Consider the following 23,977-nt stretch of genomic DNA (forward strand, 5'->3'; position numbering starts at 1 on the left):
CAATCACTATGATTAACAATATTATAAAGTTCTCGCTGAACAACAAATACCTTATTATTTTGTGCTCGGTGGTTCTGGTGGTGTTCGGCGTATACACGGCTAAAAATATGGATATTGACGTGTTTCCCGACCTTACGGCGCCTACCGTAATTGTAATGACCGATGCACATGGAATGGCTCCCGAAGAGGTGGAGCGCCTTGTAACCTACCCCATTGAAACAGCAGTAAATGGAGCGATGGGTGTACGTCGCGTACGTTCATCATCAGGTCTGGGATTTTCATTTGTGTGGGTCGATTTCGATTGGGGCACCGACGTTTACAAAGCACGCCAGGTGGTTAGTGAAAAACTGATTACCGTACAGGAAGCAATGCCTGAAAATGTGGGTGAACCCATTCTGGCGCCACAGTCGAGCGTTATGGGCGAAATATTTTTTATGAGCCTGCAAGCGGATTCTACCGATTTGATGACTCTACGTTCAATCGCCGAATGGGATATCCAACCCGTGATTCTTGCTACTGGTGGCGTTTCGCAGGTAACCATTATTGGTGGCGATTACAAACAGTACCAGGTGCTGGCCGATCCGCTGAAAATGAATTTTTACGGTGTTTCCATCAACGAGCTGGCCAACGCTTGCCGCGAAATGAGCCAGAATTCAACAGGTAAAATCGTGCGCGAGCATGGCAACGAATATGTTGTGCGCGGAGTGGCCCGTACCTCAAATCCCGAAGAACTGGGAAATACTTTCGTAAAAACAATAAACGGGAAACCGATTCGGGTAAACGATGTTGCCGAAGTAAAAATTGGCAGCGCCGTTAAAATGGGCTACGCTTCGCATAATGCAAAAAAGTCGATTATTATTTCCGTTTCAAAACAGCCGAATACCAATACGCTCGAGGTTACAGAAAAAATCGAACAAAAGCTGGAGGCTATGAAAGCCACACTGCCGCCCGATGTCACCATAAATACAAAAATTTTCCGTCAGGCGGATTTTATCGAAACTTCGGTTAATAACGTACAACGTGCGCTGTTGGAAGGTGCAGTGCTGGTTATCGTTATCCTGTTTTTGTTCTTGGGAAGTTTTAGAACAACAGTGATTTCACTGCTTGCAATTCCGCTTTCTTTACTCGGGTCGGTGATTGTACTGAACCTGCTTGGGCTTAATATCAATACCATGAGTTTGGGTGGTATGACTATCGCCATTGGTTCGCTGGTTGACGATGCCATTATCGATGTGGAGAACGTATACAAACGTCTTCGGCAAAATTTCCTGTTACCAAAAGGCGAACGGCAAAGTTCTTTCACAGTAGTTTACGAAGCCTCAAAAGAAATCAGGGCTTCCATTTTAAATGCAACCCTCATTATTATCGTTGCGTTTATGCCACTATTTTTCCTTTCGGGAATGGAAGGCCGCATGCTAAAACCGCTTGGTATTGCTTACATTGTTTCGTTGTTTATGTCGCTGATTGTTGCCATGACATTAACGCCTCTGCTTTCAAAAATGATGTTATCGGGCGACAACTATTTATCACGGAAATCAAAAGAAAGCTGGCTGGCACGAAACCTTTCGGCAGGATACGAGCGTTCGTTGGTTTGGGTGCTGAACCACAAAAAAGTAGTGATATTCCCGATTCTCGGTTTGTTTCTGGTTTCACTGTTTATTTTCTCGGGTTTCGGGCGTAGTTTCCTACCCGAATTTAACGAAGGTGCCTTAACACTATCGGTTATAACACAACCAGGTACATCTCTGGAAGAAAGCGACAAACTGGGTTCACTTGTTGAAACCGAAATGCTATCTATTCCTGAAGTTAGCAGCACTGCCCGACGAACCGGACGTGGCGAACTGGACACACACTCGCAAAGTACCAACAGTGCCGAAATCGATGTGAATTTTACACTGAACGACCGCGAACTGGAGACATTTTTGCAAGATGTTCGCAGCAAACTTTCCGGAATTCCGGGAATTGCCTTTACCGTTGGGCAGCCTTTGGGGCACCGCATCGACCACATGCTTTCGGGAACCCGCGCCAATATTGCCATTAAACTGTTTGGCTCCGATCTAAACCGCATGTTCCAAATGGGTAACGATATTAAAGCACACATTGTTGATATCGATGGTCTGGTAGACGTGAACGTTGAACAGCAGGTTGAAATTCCACAGATTCAAATTCGTCCAAATCGTGATTTGCTGGCTTTTTATGGCATTTCAATTCACGAATTCAACGAATTTGTTGATATAGCACTTGGTGGTGAAAAAATGGCCGACATTTACGAGGGACAACAAACATACGATTTGCTGCTTCGTTACAAAACCGATTACACCGACCAGCTGGAAGGCATTAATAATGCACTGATCGATACTTACGATGGGAAAAAAGTACCACTTAACCAGGTAGCACAAATTGTTTCGGCCAGCGGACCAAATTCCATCAGTCGCGAAAATGTAAAACGTAAACTGGTGATTTCAGCCAACGTTGCAGGTCGCGATTTGCACAGTGTGGTAGAAGCGATCAAACAAAGTGTAAACGAGAATATCGACTTGCCGGAAGGTTATCGTGTTGAATATGGCGGACAGTTTGAAAGTGAGGAAAAAGCTTCACGTATGTTGCTGCTCACTTCTATTGCAGCTCTTTTTGTCATTTTCCTGCTTTTATTCCAGGAATTCAAAAACTTTAAACTGGCAGGTATCATTTTGCTGAATTTACCGCTGGCATTGATCGGTGGAATTTTTGCCATCATGCTTACTTCCGGGATGCTGAGTATTCCGGCAATTATTGGTTTTATCACACTTTTTGGTATCGCTACACGAAACGGGATTCTTTTGGTATCGCGTTATCAAAGTTTGGAGCAAGAGGGCGAAAAGCTTTACGAAACGCTGGTGCACGGTTCGAAAGACCGTTTATTACCCATTTTAATGACGGCGCTAACAGCCGCATTGGCGCTAATTCCGTTGGCAATGAATGGCGATTTACCGGGTAACGAAATTCAAAGCCCAATGGCACAGGTAATTTTAGGAGGTTTACTAACATCAACCATTCTGAATATTTATGTAGTGCCCATCGTTTACTATGCTTTAAGCAAAAATGGAAACATTAAAAAGGATTCGAAATGAAACAACTAATATTCATAATTATATCGATTCTGACGTTCAGCCAATTTGCGTCAGCGCAAAATAGCATCGAAACATTGTTGACCGAGATTGAGAATAACAACACCACCCTTTCGACGCTTAGAAAAATGGTTGACGCTGAAAAAATGGGCAATAAAACAGGTATTCAACTGCAAAACCCTGAGGTGGAGTTCCATTATTTGTGGGGCGATCCGTCAGCCATTGGCAACCGCACAGATATCAGCGTTCAGCAGTCGTTTGATTTTCCATCGGCTTATGCCTACCGCAACCAGATTGCAGACATGAAAAATGAACAGGCTGAGCTGGAATACAAAAAGCAAAAGATGGATATTTTCCTTCAGGTGCGTTTAATTTGTGCTGAACTCACTTACCAGAATGCACTGCGGGCAGAATACCAAAAACGACAGGAAAATGCCAGCCAGATCGCAAAGTCAGTTGAAACAAAACTGAATGCCGGAGAAGCCAATATTCTTGATCAAAACAAAGCAAAAGTTACGCTATTGAATACGGAAGCTGAACTTCGCCACATTGAAATTCAACGACAAACACTACTGCAACAGTTGGCAACTCTAAACGGTGGCAATGAAGTCAGTTTTGAGGAGACGACTTTTCAAACTGTTCCGATCGATAACGATTTTGAGCAGTGGGCAACGCAGGCGGCTGTTAACAATCCGGTGCTGGCCTGGTTAGAACAGGAGATCGCCATTTCTGACAAAAACACGCAATTGCAGAAAGCGCAAAGTCTGCCCAAACTAAATGCCGGTTATATGAGCGAAAAAGTAGTTGGCGAACATTTTCAGGGTGTTTCGGTGGGTGTTTCAATACCATTGTTTGAGAATAAAAACACGGTGAAATATGCGCAGTTAAAAAACGAAGCGGCCCAACAACGTGAGACGGATGCAAAGCTACGTTTTTACAACGAGATGAAAACCTTACATACCAAAGCCATCGCAATACAGCAAAACATTACACAGTTTCGTGAGCAGTTATCGTTGCAAAACGATCTTGAATTGTTGCGTAAAGCGCTGGATAAAAGTTCTATTTCGCTTACTGAGTATCTATTTGAGCTGACCGTGTATTACGACAGCCTGGAGAAATTGCTTGATATGGAAAAAGAATTAAGCATTACCGGGGCGCAATTGCTGATATACAGCTAAACTCTGCTACAATAAACTTTTTATAAGGATGTCATCTTTTTACAGAGATGACATCCTGTTTCCAATTCTGTACACAAATTGGAACTTCTCTCCTACTTCTAAGCCCTTCAAATTCAAACCAATTCAAGTTAACATTGAAATAATGTTCACAATTGCTATGTAATTCATCCCCTAAATCAATTTTATCGCCTCATAGAATTAATTTATCAACTCACAGTAACTATAAGAATCAGAATACGTTACTACACTTAGCTTTTACATAAATTTTGGAATGCTAATAGTCGAACAAATCAACAACCTATTATCGTAATAGATTTCAAAAATGATCAATCAATTATTTATATATCTATTTATATAGATAATTACATCTAATAACATATATTTGCGGCGAAAAAAGAATCAAAAACGATTACAAATATGTCAACACAAAAATTCAATTACCTTATTTTATTGCTGTTATTAACGCCGGCAATATTAAAGGCACAACCACGACCATTAAGTTTGAGCGAGGCCCTTACCCTTGCCGAACAAAACAATCTTAATGTAAAAAGTGCTGAAGCCCGTGTGGAAGCCGCACGTGCCCGTTACCGAATGACAAACTCTGTTTTTTTACCGGGACTGGAAGCGAGTCACACCGGAATGTCGACCAACGATCCGTTAAATTCTTTTGGTTTCAAATTAAAACAGGAGATTGTAACGCAACAGGATTTTAATCCTGATCTGTTGAATGATCCGGGAAGTATCGAGAATTTTCAGACCAAAATCGAGTTGCAGCAACCATTGCTGAACCTTGATGGAATTTACGCCCGTAAGGCAGCCAAAAACCAGTTGGATGCCATGTCGTTTCAAACCAACAGGGTTAGACTGAACATTAAATACGAAGTAAAAAAAGCTTACTACATGCTGGAGCTGGCCGAGTCGTCAGTTGAGGTACTGCAAAAATCAGTAGCCGTTGCAGAAGAAGCTTTACGACTAACAAAAAATAACGCTGAACAGGGATTAGCTAAAGAAGCAGATGTACTGGAAGCCTCTGTTCGTGTGGAAGAACGCAAGAATCAATTACTTGAAGCACAAAACCAGCGCCAATCGGCCAACGACTTTTTGGTTTACTTGTTAGGCATGGAATTCAGCGAAGTTATTGAAACCACCGATTCGCTTATTCAGCCGCCAATGCAGGTGATTATCGACCGGAATTCAGTAAATCTGGAAAGCCGTTCGGATATGCTGGCTTACCAAAAACAAATCGAAGCCGGTGAGAATATGGTAAAATCGAATAAGATGAAATTCGTTCCCCGGTTAAATGCATTTGGAGCTTTTGAATGGAACGATGAGTCGTTGTTCGGAACTTCAGCTAACAACTACATGGTTGGTGCTTCATTAAGTTGGAGCCTGTTTAGCGGATATAAAAATGCAGGCGCTATTCAGCATGCTACTGCACAATTGGACGAAGCACGAATTAACTACGAAGATTACCTGTCGCAAAGCCAGATAGAAATCAACCGTGCAACACGCAAAATGGAACTGAATTATAACCGAATCCAATCGAGCAAACTGGCAAAAGATCAGGCACAGGAGTCATTACGGATCCGCACAAATCGTTTTGAACAAGGATTGGAAAAAACTGCCGATCTGCTAATGTCGGAAGCCCTCACCTCACAAAAAGAATTAGAATACATTCAAGCCATTTATAATTACAAGCAAGCCATTTTTGAGATGGAATTGCTTATCGAACAAGATATTAACGAATAAACGCCATATAAAAAATGAAGACACTAGTACAAAAATCGAAACTCATAATTGCAATTGCACTGTTATCAATAATTGCAATCTCATGTGGTAACAAAGAGAAAGAACACGCTACGGGATCACAGGAAAAAGTTGCGGCAGAAACTGCTGTTGCAAAATTGGCTGATTACCCGGTAGTACATAGTTTTTCGGGCAAATTGGAAGCCGATAAACAAAGTAATTTAAGCACCCGTATTATGGGTCAAATTCAGCGTATTTACGTAAAACCAGGTCAGAAAGTAAACCAGGGCGATCTGTTGATCCAGATCAGAAACCAGGATATTCTGGCTAAAAAAGCACAGGTTGAAGCAAGCAAAGTTGAAGCAAGCACTGCGTACGAAAGCGCAGAAAAGGACCTGAAGCGTTACGAAGCACTTTACGAAGCAAACAGTGCATCGGACAAAGAAATGGACGACATGCGTACCCGTTACGACATGGCAAAAGCACGTTTGGCTGCCGTTGAACAAATGGAAAACGAGGTGGAAGAAAACATGCGTTATGCATCGATTCGTGCACCTTACAGCGGAGTTATTACAACCAAATTCGTACAGGAAGGCGACATGGCCAATCCGGGAATGCCATTATTGAGCATGGAAAGCCCGTCGCAATGGAAAGTTATAGCACGCGTTCCTGAAGCCGACATCGCAAAAGTTCAGTTGAACGATGCCGTTAAAGTGAAATTCACTTCAGCAAATGCAGAATTGGAAGGGAAAATTATTGAAATAAATCCATCAACAACAAATACCGGCAACCAATACAGCGCAAAAGTTTTGGTTAACGTTCCTGAAAACTGTACAGCAAAATTGTACAGCGGAATGTATGCCGAAGTGTTGTTTGAATATGGAACACAAAAACGCATCCTGGTTTCAGAATCAGCTCTGATCCACCGTGGTCAGCTGGTTGGAATTTATGCTGTTAGTCAGTCGGGAAATGCCCTGCTGCGCTGGGTAAAAACCGGTAAAACATTTGGCGACAAAATTGAGATCATCTCAGGTTTATCGGATGGAGAACAATATGTTGTGTCGTCTGACAGCAAACTTTTTGACGGAGCAATTATAGCTTCTAACTAACAAAAAGGTAATTCCTAAGTGAATTACCCCTTTCGCTTCAACGAAGCTCCTGTCCCCTTTTAGGGGGACAATCGGAACAAAGTGACGATAGGGGGTCTATTAAACAGAACTTAAAAAATGAATTTAAGAGAAAAAAAATGAAAACAGGATTTGCCGGCGGAATAGCCAGACAATTTATAAATTCAAAATTAACGCCGCTGTTGATGGTCGCATTTATGGCGATCGGTATCTACAGCTCGTACCTGACTCCCCGCGAGGAGGAACCGCAAATTGACGTACCAATTGCCGATATCCTCTTTAGCTACCCGGGAGCCAGCCCGAAAGAAATTGAATCCCGCGTAATGCAACCACTCGAAAAAGTGGTAGCCAATATTCCGGGAGTTGAATACGTATACTCTACCTCAATGCCGGGTCAGGCAATGCTTATCGTTCAGTTTTACGTTGGTGAAGACATTGAACGTTCGTTGGTAAAAATGTACAACGAAATTATGAAGCACATGGACCAGATGCCGCACGGAACAAGTTTGCCTTTGGTTAAAACACGTTCGATCGACGATGTGCCGGTGTTGGGACTGACTTTCTGGAGCGAGAATTACGACGATTACCAGTTAAAACGAATCGCGCAGGAAGTAAATAACGAAATTGAACAGGTTACCGATGTTTCGGAAACAAAGGTAATTGGTGGTCGCTCACGCCAGATCCGCGTGATGCTGAACAACGGAGCAATGGCCCGCTACAACGTTGATGCATTGAGCATTGCACAGAAAATACAGATTGCGAACCAGCAGTTCAATACCGGTGCTTTTAATAAGAATGATGTGGAATACCTGGTTGAAGCAGGTGAATTTCTGCAAACTTCAGATGATGTTTCCAACCTTGTTGTTGGTATCCACAACGGAAGTCCGGTTTACCTGAAACAAGTTGCCGAAATTCTTGACGGTCCTGAAGAGCCGATTCAATATGTGAATTTTGGTTACGGATCGATGGACGAAAAGAAAAAAGAATTTGCAGGCGAATACCAGGCGGTTACCATTTCGGTAGCCAAACGCCGTGGTGCTGATGCCATGAAAGTTGCTGATCAGATTCTGGAAAAAATCAGCCATCTTGAAAAAGACCTGATTCCATCTGACGTGCATGTTGATGTTACCCGTAACTACGGAGAAACAGCGTCGCACAAAGTATCGGAACTGTTGATGCACCTTGCAGGAGCAATTATTGCCGTAACTTTTGTGGTAATGCTTGCCATGGGCTGGCGCGGTGGACTGGTTGTGTTCCTGTCGGTACCGATTACCTTCGCATTAACCATGTTCAGCTACTATTTCCTCGATTACACTTTGAACCGGATCACCCTTTTTGCGCTGGTATTTGTAACAGGTATTGTGGTCGACGACTCGATAATTATTGCCGAAAACATGCACCGGCATTTTAAAATGAAAAAATTGCCGTTCATTCAGGCTGCTTTACGCTCGATTGATGAAGTGGGTAACCCAACAATTTTGGCCACATTCACGGTAATTGCGGCTGTATTGCCAATGGTTTTCGTTTCAGGTTTAATGGGGCCATACATGAGTCCGATGCCAATTGGAGCATCCATTGCAATGATCTTTTCATTGCTGGTAGCATTAACGATTACTCCGTATCTGGCATTCCGCTTACTGAAAGTTGTTGAGAAAGACGACAAGGTAAAAAAGGCTTTTAAACTGGAAAATTCGCCGATTTACAAAATCTACTACAAAACGATGAAACCGATGTTGGAGTCGCCATGGAAACGCTGGACATTTATCGGTACCATTACATTTTTCCTGTTGGCTTCAATGACTTTGGTATATTTCAAAATGGTAGCCGTTAAAATGCTTCCTTTCGATAATAAAAATGAATTCCAGGTAATAATCGACATGCCTGAAGGAACAACATTGGAACGCACCGCAGCCGTCACTAAAGAACTGGCAGCATACATCGCTCAGCAGGAGGAAGTAATCAATTACCAATCTTATGTTGGAACTGCTTCGCCAATGAACTTCAACGGTTTGGTTCGTCATTACGATTTACGAAGAGGTTCGAATGTTGCTGATATTCAGGTAAACCTTACTGACAAAACGGAGCGAAAAGCGCAAAGTCACGACATTGCAAAAGCCATGCGTCCGGGTATCCAGCAACTGGCGAAAAAATTCAATGCCAATGCAAAAGTGGTTGAGGTTCCACCGGGGCCACCGGTACTTTCAACTTTGGTGGCTGAAATTTACGGTCCGGATTACGACGAACAAATTGAGGTTGCCCGCCAGGTAAAAGACCTGTTTGCCAATACTGCCGATGTGGTAGATATCGACTGGCAAGTGGAAGACGACCAGGTAGAATACAAATTTAATGTATTGAAAGAAAAGGCGGCTTTGGCCGGCATTTCAACACAACAGGTGGTAAACAGTGTTGCCATGGCTCTTGGCGGTCAGGAAGTTGCTCAATTATATGCCGAGAAAGAACACGAGCAAGTTGGAATTGCATTGCGTTTTTCAGAAAATGAGCGTTCGAGCATTGAAGACCTGAAGAAAATAAATATCATGAGCATGACCGGCCAGAAAGTGGCGCTTGGCGATGTTGTTGAGATAAAAGAAGAAATTCAGGACAAAAGTATTTACCGTAAAAATCAGAAACGAGTGGTTTATGTAACTGCCGATATTGCAGGAGCACTGGAAAGCCCGGTTTATGGAATTCTGGATATGAGCGACAACCTCGATAAAATCCAGCTACCTGAAGGTTACACGCTGAACGAAGAGTTCACACAACAGCCATTTGTTCAAGATAATTACAGCCTGAAATGGGACGGTGAGTGGCAAATTACATACGAAGTATTCCGCGATTTGGGCGCTGCATTTGCAGTGGTTCTGTTGGTAATTTACTTGTTAATCATTGGATGGTTCCAGAACTTTACGGTTCCGTTTGTAATGATGGTTGCCATTCCACTTTCATTGGTTGGTATTTTAATCGGCCACTGGCTGATGGGAGCTTTCTTTACAGCAACTTCAATGATCGGATTGATTGCGCTGGCGGGAATTATGGTCCGAAACTCCATACTGCTCATCGACTTTATAAATCTCCGGCTTAAAGATGGAGCGCCGCTAAAAGACGCAGTAATCGAGGCCGGTGCAGTGCGAACCACTCCTATCCTGCTTACTGCCGGAACAGTTGTAATTGGTGCAGTAGTGATTTTATTCGATCCTATTTTCCAGGGTTTGGCAATTTCGCTGATGGGTGGAACAATTGCATCTACATTCTTAACGTTGGTTATTGTTCCGCTGATTTATTACATGACAGAGAAGAAAAAATACCCGGTAGAAGAAGCTCCGGTAGCTGAAACTCCGAAAACTGAAAATAACTTATCTAACGAGGAGGAAAATTAAAATGATGAAATTTATAATTATTCAGAGCGCCGAAGCTTATCATCATGAGCTGGAGCAGATCTTTCGCGACATCCACATCAATTCGTACAGCGAATTACCGGTTGACGGTTTTATGGAAAGCGCCGATGGACACTCAGATATTTCCAACTGGTTTGGATCGTCAAAAAATCCGTACCGCTACTTCATTTCATTTACCTTTTTGGAGGAGGATAAAGCAAATGAACTCCTTGAACGAATCAAAAAATTTAATGAAGAAGCCGAAGGAATCAGCCCGATAAGTGCCTATATATCAGCTATTGAGAAATTTGTATAATCACCATTTTAATATAAATATCAATAAAAACAATAATATGATGAAAGAGAGAATAGTACGCGCAGTTGCAGGAATATTTGTGTTGACAAGCATTCTATTGGCCATATTCGTTAATATATACTGGCTTGGCCTGGCAGGTTTTGTTGGATTGAATTTATTTCAATCATCAATCACCAAATTCTGCCCGCTGGAACTTATCCTTGAAAAGGCCGGAATAGAATAACCCTGTACTAAAATGCGCATAATGAAAGGTTGTCTGTAAGGGGCAACCTTTTTTTGTTCCTTCATTCAATATTCAATAATCAATGCTTAATTAGCAATTTCCAATCAATTCTATATTTGCATATTTTTCATTGGACATTGGCAATTCTATATTTTCTCAGCTTATAAAAAGACTCAGTTTGTTTTTTGCTAAATATCCAATAACCTCTATTGCTCAGTAATTTCCAACAAATATTGAATTTGCAATTTTATCATTTACCATTAACAAGGCACTTCTCAAACTCGAAACAACTTCGCTGTAAAACATTTCGTATTGCTTGGTATATCTCACGTTTTTACCCTAACTTGTAACTCAAACGAACACAAATAAAACTTAGAAATGACAGACAACACAAACAAAAAAGTTGCCGAAAGCTTATGGAAACTTATCATGGCCCGAGGCATAGTCCTAGTAGTAGTAGGATTAGTTTTACTCCTATTCCCTCAGGCAACGCTTACAACCCTGATTTTTATTCTCGGTATTTACTGGCTAATTGACGGTGTGGTTACCCTTTACAACACCTACAAACAAAAAGATGTGAGAAGAAACTGGTGGTGGGGATTAATTACTGGTGGCCTAAGCATAATTGCGGGACTAATCGTAGTATTAAAACCCTTTTCGAGCTCAGTACTCACAACCTCCTTTTTAATGTGGTTTTTAGGATTGGTTGCGTTAATTAACGGAATTACCGGAGTTGTTACCGGTATTCGAATAAAGAAATACCACACCGGCGAACGCTCTATGATTTGGGGCGGAATATTTTCAATAGTGCTCGGTATTATTCTTATTTCCTCCCCGTATACATCTGCACTGGTGGTTGTTAAAGTAATGGGCTCTTTCGCCATTTTTGCAGGAATAATTACCATACTGCTTGCAAACCGGGTTAAAAAGAAAGCACAGGAAATGGAGAATAATTAAATATTCTATATTTCAATTTATTAGAAATTGCAAGGTCATGATCAACAATGGCTTTGCAATTTTTTTTGTGCCCAATTCTAATAATCACCAAACCTTATTAATAAACATTTGATCGATTTATTTCTTGTTTATTTCAACTATTTCACTTATTTTCGTAAGGCACATATGTTTATTATATGAAAACAATAATTACGTCATCCGGAGACAATGCAGATTCTAAATTTGATTTACGATTTGGACGTGCGGCATGGTTTTGTGTGTACGACAAAGAAACCCACACAACTAACTTCATCGAAAACAGTTTTAAAAACTCAAATGGCGGAGCCGGTACAAAATCTTCGGAAATGGCAGCAGAATTAGGTGCGGAACAGATCATCTCGGGTCATTTTGGACCAAAAGCCAAGGATATGCTGGAGAAATTTGAAATTCAAATGATAGAGTTAGATGATGAAGAGCTGAAAGTAAGAGATGTGATTTCGAGAATTGAAAACAATTAGAAACAATGCCAGGATTAAACAAAACCGGACCAATGGGACAAGGTTCCCAAACCGGCAGAAAACAAGGAAGATGCAACCCCGCATTAAATGAAGAACAGTTTGCCAACGTTGGAAGACGAGGTGGAAGAGGTTTCAGATTTAGAAATCACGCAACCGACGAAAACTTACCAATTGATTGGGGACGTGGAAAAGGGAGAGGTCGTGGCCGGGGATTTGGCCCTTTAGAAAATTAATAATTTGAAATAAGCATGAGAAAAAAAATTGCTGTTCCTGTTGACGAAAGCGGGATTTTAGACGGACATTTCGGACACTGCAAGTACTTTGCACTGTTAGATGTTGAAAAGACAACGATTGTAAACGAAGAACGGGTAACTCCCCCGCCTCACGAGCCGGGAGTGTTGCCTAAGTGGTTAGCCGAAAATGGCGTTACCGATGTGCTGGCAGGAGGAATGGGCCATAAAGCCATTCAAATTTTCACCTACAACAATGTAAATGTTTTTGTGGGTGCACCGCAACTTTCGGCATCCGAACTGGCACAAGGTTTCCTTAACGATACCATTGAGTTTTCGGCCAATTACTGCGACCATTAGGAAATATCTGGCGGTTATATGCTGTCTGACAATAGTCCAAAACATGCTAAGTTTAGTGCATTTCTGAGATTTCATAGTCACTCAGAGTTAGGTTAGCTACTAATTCGGTATTCCCCGGGGCAACACTCCGGGGAATTTTTTAAACACAATTGAATATGCAAATTGCCATAGCAAGCGGTAAAGGAGGTACCGGCAAAACAACCGTTTCGGTTAACCTGTACTATTTCTTATCTGAAAAATATAACAACCGCGTACAATTAATCGATTGCGATGTGGAAGAACCAAACGACATGCTTTTTTTTCCTCAAGCGAAAAAAGAAGCAGAAAAAGAGGTTTTTATCATCGTTCCTGAAATTGATAAAGAAAGGTGTATCTATTGCAAAAAATGCGTTGAATGGTGCGAATTCAATGCAATTAGCATTGTTCAAAGACTAAAATTTGCGGAAGTAAATTACGAACTTTGCCACTCGTGCGGAGCATGTTTTGAGGCTTGTTCGTTTGAGGCGCTCACACCGGTTCAGAATTCGCTGGGCAGCATTTCCGATTACCGGACAACCTTTGGCGCCGGAATAGTTGAAGGACGGCTCAAAATTGGTTCCGCCATGCAAACTACATTGATTAAAAGTGTAAAAAAGCTAGCTGATTCAAATCAACATCTTACGTTGCTTGATGCACCTCCCGGCACAAGTTGCCCAGTTGTTGAAACCGTTGCAACAGCTAATTACGTCATTCTGGTGACTGAACCCACTCCCTTTGGCTTGCACGATTTAAAAATAACAGTTGAGTTGCTAAATAAAATTCATAAACCATTTGGCGTAATTGTAAACAAAGCAGGTTTGGGGAACAACACTATTTATCAATTTTTAGAGGAAAACAACATCATGTTGCTGGGTAAAATACCATTTTCAAAAGTGTATGCGGAGAATTATTCGCGGGGAGAATTATTTGAAAATATACCGGTGGATGTAGAAAAAGCTTATCATTCTATCCTTGGAAATCTGGCTACCATTATCAACTAAAATGAAGGAAATTACCATACTTAGCGGAAAAGGTGGTGCCGGTAAAACCAGCATTGCTGCTGCCTTGGCTTCGCTCGCCCGAAACGCTGTATTTTGCGACAACGATGTTGATGCTGCCGATTTGCATTTAATTTTAAAGCCAAAGATAAAAGAAACGCATCCATTCGATAGCGGTTCGCTGGCATTCATCAATCAGGAAGAGTGTACAAACTGTGGAACCTGCCTGGAAGCATGCCGGTTCGAAGCCATCTTTACCAACAGCGATGGTTTCCCTGAAATCAATCCCTATCAGTGCGAAGGCTGTCTTTTATGCGAACGACTTTGCCCGGTCGGCACCATTCAAACTACTCAAAACCGGAACAACCAGTGGTTTATTTCCGACACACGTTTTGGATTGATGGTACACGCAAAAATGGGTCCCGGCGAAGAGAATTCAGGAAAACTGGTAACACGAATACGAGAAAAGGCAAAAGAACTGGCCAGGGAAAATAAAGCACAATTTATAATAAACGATGGGCCTCCGGGAATTGGCTGCACTGCCATTTCATCTATAACCGGAACAAATGCCGTTCTGCTGGTGATAGAACCAACTGTTTCAGGATTGCACGATGCCAAACGGCTTGTGGAACTGGTTAATTCTTTTAAAGTATCCATTTATGCCATCATTAACAAACACGACATAAACCTTGAATTTACGGCAACTGTTGCGCGCTATTTAATCGACAACAATATTCCGCTTGTTGGAAAAATACCTTTTTCTGAAATGTTTGTTGAGTGTATGTTAAGCGAAAAATCGTTGGTTGAATATGCGCCGAATCATCCAATAAGTTTAAATTTAAAAACCATTTGGGAAAAGATCAGCAAGAATTCGATTCATTAAACATGTTAACAGTCTCTATTTTAACAGATAACACAGCCAGAGGACAATTTCTCGCAGAGCATGGACTCTCCTACCTCGTTGAGATTAATAATGAAAAAATTCTATTCGATGCCGGTCATTCTGATGTTTTTTTGAAAAATGCTGAAAAGCTAAAAGTTGACATTGAAAACGAAATAAAAACAGTTGTTTTAAGTCACGGACACTGGGACCATGGGAACGGATTAAAATACCTGAAAAACAAAACGCTGATAACTCATCCGGACAGTTTTTCAAAACGATACCGAAAAACAGACCACACTATAGTAGGATTGGAACTAACCAAAAATGAGATTGAAAAACAGTTTACATTAATGGAAAGCAGAGACTCGCTACAACTTACCGGGAACCTGTTCTTTTTGGGCGAAATACCACGAAATAATGATTTTGAAAGCCAATCAACCAGCTTTGAATTTGCAAATGGCTCTGATGATTTCATACCTGACGATTCTGCCTTGGCAACCATAGTAAATAACGAGTTGGTAGTGATTACCGGCTGCTCACATTCCGGTATATGTAATATTTGTGAACATGCGAAAAAGGTTACCGGAGTTGATAAAATTAAAGCTGTAATCGGCGGTTTTCATTTGAAAGAACAAGACAAACAATCGCTAAAAACCGTTGAATATTTTAAGAAAAGTAAAGTCGAGAAACTTTTACCATCGCACTGTACAGCACTTCCGGCCCTGGCATTATTTCACTCAAGTTTTACAACAGAGCAGGTAAAAACAGGAATGGTCTTTAGATTTTAGTACGCTTGCTGAAATACAATCTCGCTGATTCCGGCAACTTTTCTATTTTCAGGATCAACATATATACGAACCGTTAACCGCCGGTCGTTTACTCTAATAACTTTTTCCGATGTCCATTTTAGCTCTCCTGCGTCCAGGTCGTAGGTAGAGGCTTCAACACCTTCGTATTCAATTTTTTGCCACGAATCCTGTTCCACATCTCCTACCTGTGCCCGCACCCGGTAAACACCGTTTCGCACATTAATTTCGTATTCAAAATAATTTTTCGGATTCCGACATTCCGCATCAGAGCCCCCGAACAGCACTTTCTTTAATCGGGCATTCCCTCGTTCGCTCTTTGTGCAAAACATTACTTTATCGGTTGTGTTCCAGGCTCCCATATCCCATCCCATACCGGCATATTCCTCAAAGGCAAGCAGGTTTTTCCGGTTGCCGTTACTTTGCGGTGGCCGCGCAAAATCCACTTTTCCCCGGGTAAACGATTTCGTAAAATTAAAGGTGTTTTTAAAATACAGCTCGTACAACTGCGGGAAAAAATTTATGCAGTTGGCATACCGGTTTTCGTAATCAGGAATGGTATCACTTTTTACCACTGCCAGTTGCAGATAAGCCCATTTTTCGTCTCCCCATACCGTTCCTAAAAGCTCTCCGGTTCTCACATCCTGTCCATCCTTTACCTGAATAGTGTTGGCGTATAAACGATCGTACACATAAAAAACAGATGGATTTGAATTACTTTGCAAAAGCATGCACGCTTCTTTACTATTGCGTCCATCCTTTTGCTCTTCTACCCAAACAACTTTACTATCTTCAATGGCCAGCAACCAGTGTTTTTCGATGCCCCGCGCATCGGTTAAAGCAATTCCGATTCCCTCGTTCGATTTCACTTCATCATTGCCCCCGTTGCAAGCTTTTCCCTGGAACGAAAACATATGGTTATCTTCGTTCATATTCCAATTAAAACCATCGTTATAACTCACCGGAAAACTAAACGAATCAGGAGCCAGCATCAAATCCTGGTTATCCGACAAACAAATCAGTGCGTCCTTTTTTAATAATCCGTGCGGCGCTTTATTGGAAGCCAGCTTTTTTACATTTTGATTATCGGCAACAAAAGCACGCACCCGATTTAAACTCGTCGGCAAACTGCGCCGGCTTACCTTAATTTCAATGGTATCATTATCAATACTCAATATGTTGTAGTGGTTCTTTATGCCAAGCAAAACTATATCTTCCCCCTTAAACTTTATGGTATCTCCAACACTGGCATTGTAATAGTGGCAATTTCCCCAACTAAAATCGGGTTCGGTTACCAGCTGTGCACTACCCAAAAAGCTAAGCCAAACAAGAATATATATGGTGATTAGTCGTTTCACTCGTTATCTTTTAATTCGAACCTGTTGTCAATTGTATATCCAAAACACTTTAAAGCTGTTTTACCCTGAAGATAAAACTAAAATCAGGCACTAAAACTGCTCTCTTTAACAAAACTATCAATAAAAGTAGTGTTTAGAAAATTATGATACATGAAAGCAACCTCTTCTTGTATTTTTCTGTCTGTATAAATGATACAAATGAATTTAATCAGTTTTTAGTAAGATTTACTGATAAGCGTATTTAACATACTCTCCTTTTTTAGTAATTTTGATAGCGTTCAGAAAACAATTGACCCAATGATTAGATCACTCCTTGTTATTCCGTTATTTATTTTTGCCGTTTTGCATGGCAATGCTCAGTCGGTTGGGCTTGTGCTTAGTGGTGGTGGCGCCAAAGGAATGGCGCATATTGGGGTGATACGGGTTCTGGAAGAAAACAACATTCCAATCGACTATATATCAGGAACTTCAATTGGAGCAATTGTTGGTGGACTTTATGCCGCAGGTTATTCTACCGAAGAAATGGAAGAACTTTTTAAGTCGGATGATTTTTATTTCTGGTCGACCGGAAAGATACAACGCGAATACCGCTATTATTTTAAACGTCAGGAAGATGACCCCACCTGGGTACAACTTCGTGTGGCAAAAAAAGATGAAAAAGTAAAAATTCTGCCACCAACCAATATTATTCCGGGTGAACAAATGGATTTTGCCTTTATGGAACTAACGGCTGCAACCAGTGCGGCCTGTAACTATGATTTTAACCAGCTGATGGTACCTTACTTTTGTATTGCCGCCGATGTAAACAATAGTAAACCACTGGTTTTACGCAATGGAGATTTGGGCAATGCCATGCGGGCATCGATGACGGTTCCACTTTATTTTAAACCTATCGAGATTGACGGGAAATTACTCTTCGACGGTGGTTTGCTGAATAACTTCCCTACCGACCATATGAAAGAGATTTTTAACCCGGATATTATTATCGGGCATAAGGTGGCTGATGATGTAAGAGCTGCCGACGCCGATGATGTTATGCGGCAAATTTCGAACATGGTGATGCGGCCTACTAATTTTGAGATTAAACCATCGGATGGAATTCTTCTGGAAACTAAATTCGACAATATTGGTTTGCTCGATTTTCATAAAATAGATACCGTTCTGGCCCGCGGAGAACAAACTACACTGGCCCAAATAGATAGTATAAAACAACTGATTCAACGTCGTATTCCAAAAGAAGTGGTTCAGTCAAAACGCGACAGTTTTAATGCACGAAAACCTGAACTCAACTTTCAAAATATTCAGGTTGAAGGTGTTACCGACCCCATGCAACGACAGTTCATCATACAAAGTATAAAACACCGGAATAACATTGTCTCGCTTTCTGCATTAAAAACCGAATATTTTAAATTGGTTGCCGATGAACAGCTAAAGTCGATCCAACCCATTACGCGCTACAATCCCGGTACGGGTTATTTCGATCTGCATTTAAAAGTAGAACCCGAAAAACGTTTGGATTTGAGTATTGGTGGAAATATTTCTACCAAGCCGATTAACCAAGGTTTTGCTGCAATAAATTTCAGAAGCTATAACAGCAGAGCCTACTCGCTTCATTCCAACATCTATTTTGGGCGGTTTTACAGTTCATTTAAGTTGGGTGGCCGCATTGATTATCCAACGGCGTTGCCCTTCTACCTCGAGTCGTATTTAACTTTTAATCGCTGGGATTATTTTTCGTCGAGTACAGAGCTGATTTTCGAAGATGTTCGCTCGCCTTTCATTATAAAAGATGAAACCAACTTCAGATTAGAAACCGGATTACCGCTGGGCCTGCACAGTAAAATTTATGCGGGTATTGCCTATTCATCGGCAAGTAATGATTTTTATCAAACCGATGAAACGGACGAAGGAGGTACACCCAACAATTCAAAATTCAACGCATTCGTTTCGAAGTTGGCATTCGAAAATAACTCACTGAATTACAAGCAGTATGCAACAGAAGGCGCTCATCGTGTAATTGACGGTAGATTTGTGATTGGCGAAGAAAAGTACATAGCAGGAAATAATGCAAAGTCTGCAACACAACTTTCAAATCATAATTATTTTCAACTTCATGCCCAATCTTTACGCTATTTTTCGTTGGGAGAGAGATTTGTGTTGGGTACCCATCTCGAATCATTTTTAAGTACAAAAAAATTGTTTCAAACATACCGGTCGACAAAACTTTCAGCCCAGGGATTTTCGCCAACACCACACAGTAAATCGCTGTTTATAAACGAATTTAATTCGAATAATTTCCTGGCCGGAGGATTAAAAGCCATATTCAAATTCTCGCCCGACTGGCATCTTCGTGTTGAAGGTTATGGTTTTTGCCCTATTCATGAAGAGTTGGAACAAGCAGACCTAACGGCAGTTAAAAGCGACGATTTTATCAATAATTATTATCTGCAGGGATTGGCTGCATTGGTTTATCAAACCGGAATCGGACCGGTAAGTCTGTCGTTCAACTACTACGAAAAAAGTAATACCAACCTTTATGTTACGCTGAATTTTGGATATATCTTATTTAACAAACGAGGTTTGTAAAACAAGTAGCCAAATTAACTACGAATATGATTTTCGATCGCTGAAGGAAGTTCAAACGACAGTTCCACTACCCCGCAGAATTTCCCGTTTTCCATCCATGGTTTTTGGGTAACTACCTTTGTTACACCGTCCTTTTCTGTGTATAGGTATTCTCGGTTGGTGTTGCCAGCATTTCACGAAGTTTGGTTTTCGATGGCTCGGGATGACAATCCAGAAGGTTTGTACCCAACAATTTTTCGCCACCATACTTTTCAAACTGCCGAATGGAAAAATCATTCATATAAACAATAATACCCTCTGTATTGCAAACAGTAATGGCTCCACCAAATGCGTCCATCCAGTTTACGTCGCTACCTTTCAATATCATTTTTTACGACAGCATTTCACCCATTCAACATCGAAACTGGCTGATGATCCGGGTAATTTATCAATTACAAGACTTGAAGCATTTAACTCCAAAGGTTTATTTAAATCGTTGTTGTTCAGCTGTAAAACTTCCTGTTCATTAATTTTCCAGGTGAAAGTTGCTCCCGATTTTTCGAGCGAGAAGATATAAGCTCCCTTTTTCAGGTTATTAATTTCCAATCCTTCTGAAGCTATTTTTCCGCTTCCGTTCATGGTGTAAATTCCCAGAATATTTTTTGCGCCCATTTCAACCAGGTTAACACGCGGAACGTTGCTGCCATTGGCCAGGTAAAATGAACTGGCCACCTGTTTTACGGGATTAAAGAAAATTTTTGCTTCAACAATTCCATCCCCGAACTGGAAATTCTCGCCCGAACTGATCATTCCCGACGTATAGTCGAAATCAGCAGGAACAAAACCGGCTGGCATTTGCCAAACCATGCCTTCTTTGTTTTCACGTTTAACCTGAATACTTAGTTTATTACCGGTTTGTATGTTGGCACCGTTAGTGAAAACACTTAAGTCGCCCGGCATTGCATAGTTTTGCCCCAATGTTTTTGAAGCGGTTAACGAACTGGTCATCCATTTCGCGTCATCCAGTTTTTTATCGGCAAACGAATCCTCAAAAACTACATCCCAGTTTTTGAAAAAGTCAAATTCACTGCTGTCTTTGTATTTAAAGTATTTTACAAATTCCGGTTTCTTCTTATCGGTTTCGTATTGGTTCAACTTCTGCGCATCTTCTGTTTTATCCCAGCGTTTTTTGTCTTCCAACCACGCTTTTTTCTTTTTGTAACCTTCTGATTCAATCAACTCTTTAAGTTCATTATGTCGCTTTAAATCAAACGATTCTTTAACATCAAGGTAGTTTTTGTAAAGTTTCGATTTTTCGTATTTCAATACAAAAGTCACTACAGGATCAGCCGCCAGTTTTTTATAATCCGTGTATTTTTTGTAGGCTTCGCTTTTTTCAAATTTCTTCTTGTCTTTTAAATAAGCAACCTTCTTTTTAAATTCTTCGGTGTTTACCTGCTCTTTTAATTCTTTGTAGCGAACCAGGTTATGACTTCCGCTGATTTCGTGATACAACTTCAGGTTTTTCGATTTCTCGAACTTGAAATAGTTTACAACTGCCGAATCCTTGCTCAAACGATTAAACTCCTTCTTCTTTTCGCTATCGTTTACAGCTGCCGTTTTTAACTCCTTATATTGCTTCATTTTATCTGAAGCTTCAAATGCCTTGTGTTGTTTCAGTTTTTCCGAACCTTCCAGCTCATTATACGCTTTAATTCCGGCCGATTTTTCAAGCTTCTTTAATTCCTTTAAATGCTTCTCTTCAGCCGAACCTTTAAAAACCTGTCCTTTAATTTCCTTTTTATCTTTTTCAAAATCGCCGTCTTTCACGTATTCTTCAAGCGCATAAAAATCTGCCAGTTTCTGCGATTCTTTTTCTTTCTCATACCGAACCAGGTCTGCAGAACCTTCAACTTTAAAATAGTTCTTTATACGTGCAGCCTTTTGCAAACGCTGAAATTCCTTTAATTGCTTTTCCTCTTCGCTTCCTTTAAAACTATGTCCTTCAACCTCCTTCTTCCTTGCAGCAAATTCACTGGAAGTAACATATTTTTCCAACTCTAAAAATGCTTTCAGCTCTTCTGAATTTTGCGTTTTTAAAAATTCAGCGTAATCGTCGGCTAATTGTTTGCGCTTTTTCTCGATTACCTCAACCGACTTGATCTTACCTGTAAGTTGAAGTGAAAAAATTTTAAATGACATCTGGTTTGCTATTAGATTCGTATTTGTATCAAAAATAAAAATTTAATGGGTTTTTTAGTATTAAAACGTAATAATCTGGGCAATTCTCCAAAATTTAACCTTTCTATTTAACATATGTTGGGTTTTTAACAAAATCACACAATAAAAACTGAAACTTCGTTCTTAGCTGTTTATATGTTTTCCGCACCGTCATTGGTGTTCAACGTTATTTTAAATAGATTTGGTCGGACTATAAAAGCAAACAATGATTAAACACTCAGAACTAATCTTAAATAGCGATGGAAGTATATTCCATTTACATTTAAAACCTGAAAACATTGGCAGGCAAATTATTCTTGTTGGCGATCCTGCCCGCGTTGATACCATTGCCGGCTTTTTCGACAAAATAGATTTTACGGTGCAAAACCGTGAATTTAAAACGATTACCGGATTTTACAAGGAAGAGAAAATATCGGTTATTTCAACAGGAATTGGCACCGATAATATTGATATTGTATTGAATGAGCTGGATGCTCTGGTAAATATTGACCTGGAAACACGCAGTGTAAAAAAAGAACTGAGCTCGCTTGATATTGTTCGTATAGGCACATCGGGCGGATTACAGACTGATCTTCCGGTAAACAGCTTTGTGGTTTCTGAAAAATCGATTGGGTTCGATGGTTTGCTGAATTATTACGCCAACCGCGAGCAGGTTTCCGACATGGAGTTTGAAGCGGCCTTTCGGAATCATACCCAATGGAGCAATTCGCTGGCAGCTCCTTACACCGTTGATGCCGGACAAAAGCTACTGGATAAATTTTCGGATGAGCGCTTTAAAAAAGGTGTTACCATTTCGGCACCGGGCTTTTATGCTCCGCAAGGCCGGGAATTGCGTTTGCCTTTGGCTTTCCCTCAACTGAATGAGCTGATTGAAACATTTTCATACAAACATTTGCGGATTACCAATTTCGAAATGGAAAGTTCGGCCATATATGGTTTGTCGAAACTAATGGGGCACAACGCACTTACGGTATGTTTAATTATTGCCAACCGCGTTACGCTTACCGCTAACGAAAACTACCGCAATGAGATGAAAAAACTAATTAAAGCAGTACTCGATAATTTAAGTAATTAGGCATGAACCAGGAAAAATTTGATGCACTAATCACCCTCCTTGATGATCCTGATGTAACCGTTTTTCAGATGGTTCAGCAGGAATTACTAAAAGAAGATGAAGAGATTATTCCGGCTTTGGAGAAAAAGTGGGAACAAAGTTTTGATGAGAACAGTCAGAACCGCATTGAAAATATCATACAAAGTCTTCAGTTTAAAAGAACTTTTAGCGGGCTGAAAAACTGGATCAATCAAGTGCAGGGAACTCAGGATCTTTTTGAAGGTTTTTGTGCAGTTGATAAATTTCAGTACCCGGATTTAAATCCGTTAAACCTGACCTTAAAGATCGAGAATCTGCGAAAATCGATCTGGCTGGAGCTGAATAATTCTCTGACATTGCTTGAAAAGACAACCATCTTAAACCACTTTATTTTTAATTTGAATGGTTATTCGGTGAATTTAAGTAATCCCAATTCGCCACAAAACTGCTTTTTAAACCAGATACTGGACACCAAACGCGGTAATCCGGTTTCGATGAGTATTTTTTATACCATTATTGCCCGAGTCATTGAGCTTCCGGCATTCCTGGTTGATTTTCCTAAAAATCCGCTGGTAGCCATTGTTGATGCCGAACTGGCACAAAAAGTACACGGATCAACCCGCGACACCGAGGTACTTTTTTATATCAACCCTTCGAATAAAGGCTCGATTACCAGCCGTAAAGAAATTGACTACCACCTGAAAAGAAACGAATACCGGCCCATAAGAGAATATGCCGAGCCAAAACCCGATGTTTTATTTATACAACGTTTGGTAGAATCGATGCTTGAGGCATATAATGCGGTTGGATATACCGAAAAGGAAGAAAAAATAAAACAATTGCTTAGTTTGTTTTAAGGACAGCAAATTTTAGGCATAAAAAAACTTCGACCGTATGGTC

The 23,977-nt window shown here is 40.7% G+C and carries 20 protein-coding genes; 17 read left to right on the top strand and 3 right to left on the bottom strand.

Annotated elements, in window-relative coordinates:
* The first annotated feature begins 8 nt into the window (after positions 1 to 8).
* From LH29_RS20145 to LH29_RS20210, 14 genes are all read left to right on the top strand, one after another.
* Positions 9 to 3,110, top strand: coding sequence for an efflux RND transporter permease subunit (locus tag LH29_RS20145; RefSeq protein ID WP_045033084.1), 3,102 nt, complete (start codon positions 9 to 11; stop codon positions 3,108 to 3,110).
* The gene (locus LH29_RS20150) at positions 3,107 to 4,285 is read left to right on the top strand and encodes a TolC family protein (protein ID WP_045033085.1); all 1,179 of its coding nucleotides are present in this window, start codon (positions 3,107 to 3,109) and stop codon (positions 4,283 to 4,285) included. Before LH29_RS20145 ends, LH29_RS20150 begins: the two co-directional genes overlap by 4 nt.
* A gap of 417 nt (positions 4,286 to 4,702) precedes the next feature.
* On the top strand, positions 4,703 to 6,034 hold the full coding sequence (locus LH29_RS20155) for a TolC family protein (RefSeq protein ID WP_045033087.1): 1,332 nt from the start codon (positions 4,703 to 4,705) through the stop codon (positions 6,032 to 6,034).
* A gap of 14 nt (positions 6,035 to 6,048) precedes the next feature.
* Positions 6,049 to 7,140 carry an efflux RND transporter periplasmic adaptor subunit gene (locus tag LH29_RS20160; RefSeq protein WP_045033088.1) on the top strand — a complete coding sequence of 364 codons (1,092 nt, stop codon included), beginning with the start codon at positions 6,049 to 6,051 and terminating at the stop codon, positions 7,138 to 7,140.
* 137 nt (positions 7,141 to 7,277) lie between these two features.
* The gene (locus LH29_RS20165; RefSeq protein ID WP_082063876.1) at positions 7,278 to 10,535 is read left to right on the top strand and encodes an efflux RND transporter permease subunit; all 3,258 of its coding nucleotides are present in this window, start codon (positions 7,278 to 7,280) and stop codon (positions 10,533 to 10,535) included.
* Between the two features lies 1 nt (position 10,536).
* Entirely contained in the window at positions 10,537 to 10,848 is a 312-nt protein-coding gene (locus tag LH29_RS20170) for a hypothetical protein (RefSeq protein WP_045033089.1), read from the top strand.
* Positions 10,849 to 10,885: 37 nt separating this feature from the next.
* Complete coding sequence (locus LH29_RS20175) at positions 10,886 to 11,071, top strand: YgaP family membrane protein (RefSeq protein WP_045033091.1); 186 nt, start codon at positions 10,886 to 10,888, stop codon at positions 11,069 to 11,071.
* A 378-nt stretch (positions 11,072 to 11,449) separates the two neighbouring features.
* Positions 11,450 to 12,028 (top strand): HdeD family acid-resistance protein, encoded by a 579-nt coding sequence (locus LH29_RS20180; RefSeq protein WP_045033092.1) that lies wholly within the window; start codon positions 11,450 to 11,452, stop codon positions 12,026 to 12,028.
* Between the two features lie 176 nt (positions 12,029 to 12,204).
* Positions 12,205 to 12,525: a NifB/NifX family molybdenum-iron cluster-binding protein gene (locus LH29_RS20185; protein ID WP_045033093.1), complete on the top strand. Its 321-nt coding sequence runs from the start codon at positions 12,205 to 12,207 to the stop codon at positions 12,523 to 12,525.
* A gap of 5 nt (positions 12,526 to 12,530) precedes the next feature.
* Positions 12,531 to 12,758, top strand: coding sequence for a DUF5320 domain-containing protein (locus LH29_RS20190; protein WP_045033094.1), 228 nt, complete (start codon positions 12,531 to 12,533; stop codon positions 12,756 to 12,758).
* 15 nt (positions 12,759 to 12,773) lie between these two features.
* Complete coding sequence (locus LH29_RS20195; RefSeq protein ID WP_045033095.1) at positions 12,774 to 13,115, top strand: NifB/NifX family molybdenum-iron cluster-binding protein; 342 nt, start codon at positions 12,774 to 12,776, stop codon at positions 13,113 to 13,115.
* A gap of 155 nt (positions 13,116 to 13,270) precedes the next feature.
* Positions 13,271 to 14,134: a nucleotide-binding protein gene (locus tag LH29_RS20200; protein WP_045033097.1), complete on the top strand. Its 864-nt coding sequence runs from the start codon at positions 13,271 to 13,273 to the stop codon at positions 14,132 to 14,134.
* Between the two features lies 1 nt (position 14,135).
* Positions 14,136 to 15,014, top strand: coding sequence for a 4Fe-4S binding protein (locus tag LH29_RS20205; RefSeq protein ID WP_045033098.1), 879 nt, complete (start codon positions 14,136 to 14,138; stop codon positions 15,012 to 15,014).
* 2 nt (positions 15,015 to 15,016) lie between these two features.
* Positions 15,017 to 15,802 carry an MBL fold metallo-hydrolase gene (locus tag LH29_RS20210; protein WP_045033234.1) on the top strand — a complete coding sequence of 262 codons (786 nt, stop codon included), beginning with the start codon at positions 15,017 to 15,019 and terminating at the stop codon, positions 15,800 to 15,802.
* Here LH29_RS20210 and LH29_RS20215 read toward each other — a convergent pair.
* Entirely contained in the window at positions 15,799 to 17,178 is a 1,380-nt protein-coding gene (locus LH29_RS20215) for a hypothetical protein (protein WP_157493774.1), read from the bottom strand. The two genes, LH29_RS20210 and LH29_RS20215, sit on opposite strands and share 4 nt — an antisense overlap.
* Before the next feature lie 297 nt (positions 17,179 to 17,475).
* Here LH29_RS20215 and LH29_RS20220 point away from each other — a divergent pair, with 297 nt between their 5' ends.
* Positions 17,476 to 19,764 carry a patatin-like phospholipase family protein gene (locus LH29_RS20220; RefSeq protein WP_045033100.1) on the top strand — a complete coding sequence of 763 codons (2,289 nt, stop codon included), beginning with the start codon at positions 17,476 to 17,478 and terminating at the stop codon, positions 19,762 to 19,764.
* Positions 19,765 to 19,885: 121 nt separating this feature from the next.
* Here LH29_RS20220 and LH29_RS20225 read toward each other — a convergent pair whose 3' ends face one another.
* Complete coding sequence (locus LH29_RS20225) at positions 19,886 to 20,131, bottom strand: PAS domain-containing protein (protein WP_052671123.1); 246 nt, start codon at positions 20,129 to 20,131, stop codon at positions 19,886 to 19,888.
* On the bottom strand, positions 20,128 to 21,945 hold the full coding sequence (locus LH29_RS20230) for a hypothetical protein (protein WP_045033101.1): 1,818 nt from the start codon (positions 21,943 to 21,945) through the stop codon (positions 20,128 to 20,130). Before LH29_RS20230 ends, LH29_RS20225 begins: the two co-directional genes overlap by 4 nt.
* A gap of 244 nt (positions 21,946 to 22,189) precedes the next feature.
* Between LH29_RS20230 and LH29_RS20235 the strand changes: the two genes are divergently transcribed.
* Positions 22,190 to 23,059 carry a nucleoside phosphorylase gene (locus LH29_RS20235; protein ID WP_045033103.1) on the top strand — a complete coding sequence of 290 codons (870 nt, stop codon included), beginning with the start codon at positions 22,190 to 22,192 and terminating at the stop codon, positions 23,057 to 23,059.
* Between the two features lie 2 nt (positions 23,060 to 23,061).
* On the top strand, positions 23,062 to 23,934 hold the full coding sequence (locus LH29_RS20240; RefSeq protein WP_045033104.1) for a transglutaminase family protein: 873 nt from the start codon (positions 23,062 to 23,064) through the stop codon (positions 23,932 to 23,934).
* Positions 23,935 to 23,977 lie beyond the last annotated feature (43 nt).

This window comes from Draconibacterium sediminis (assembly GCF_000949475.1).
In the GTDB taxonomy this organism is placed as follows: Bacteria; Bacteroidota; Bacteroidia; order Bacteroidales; family Prolixibacteraceae; genus Draconibacterium; species Draconibacterium sediminis.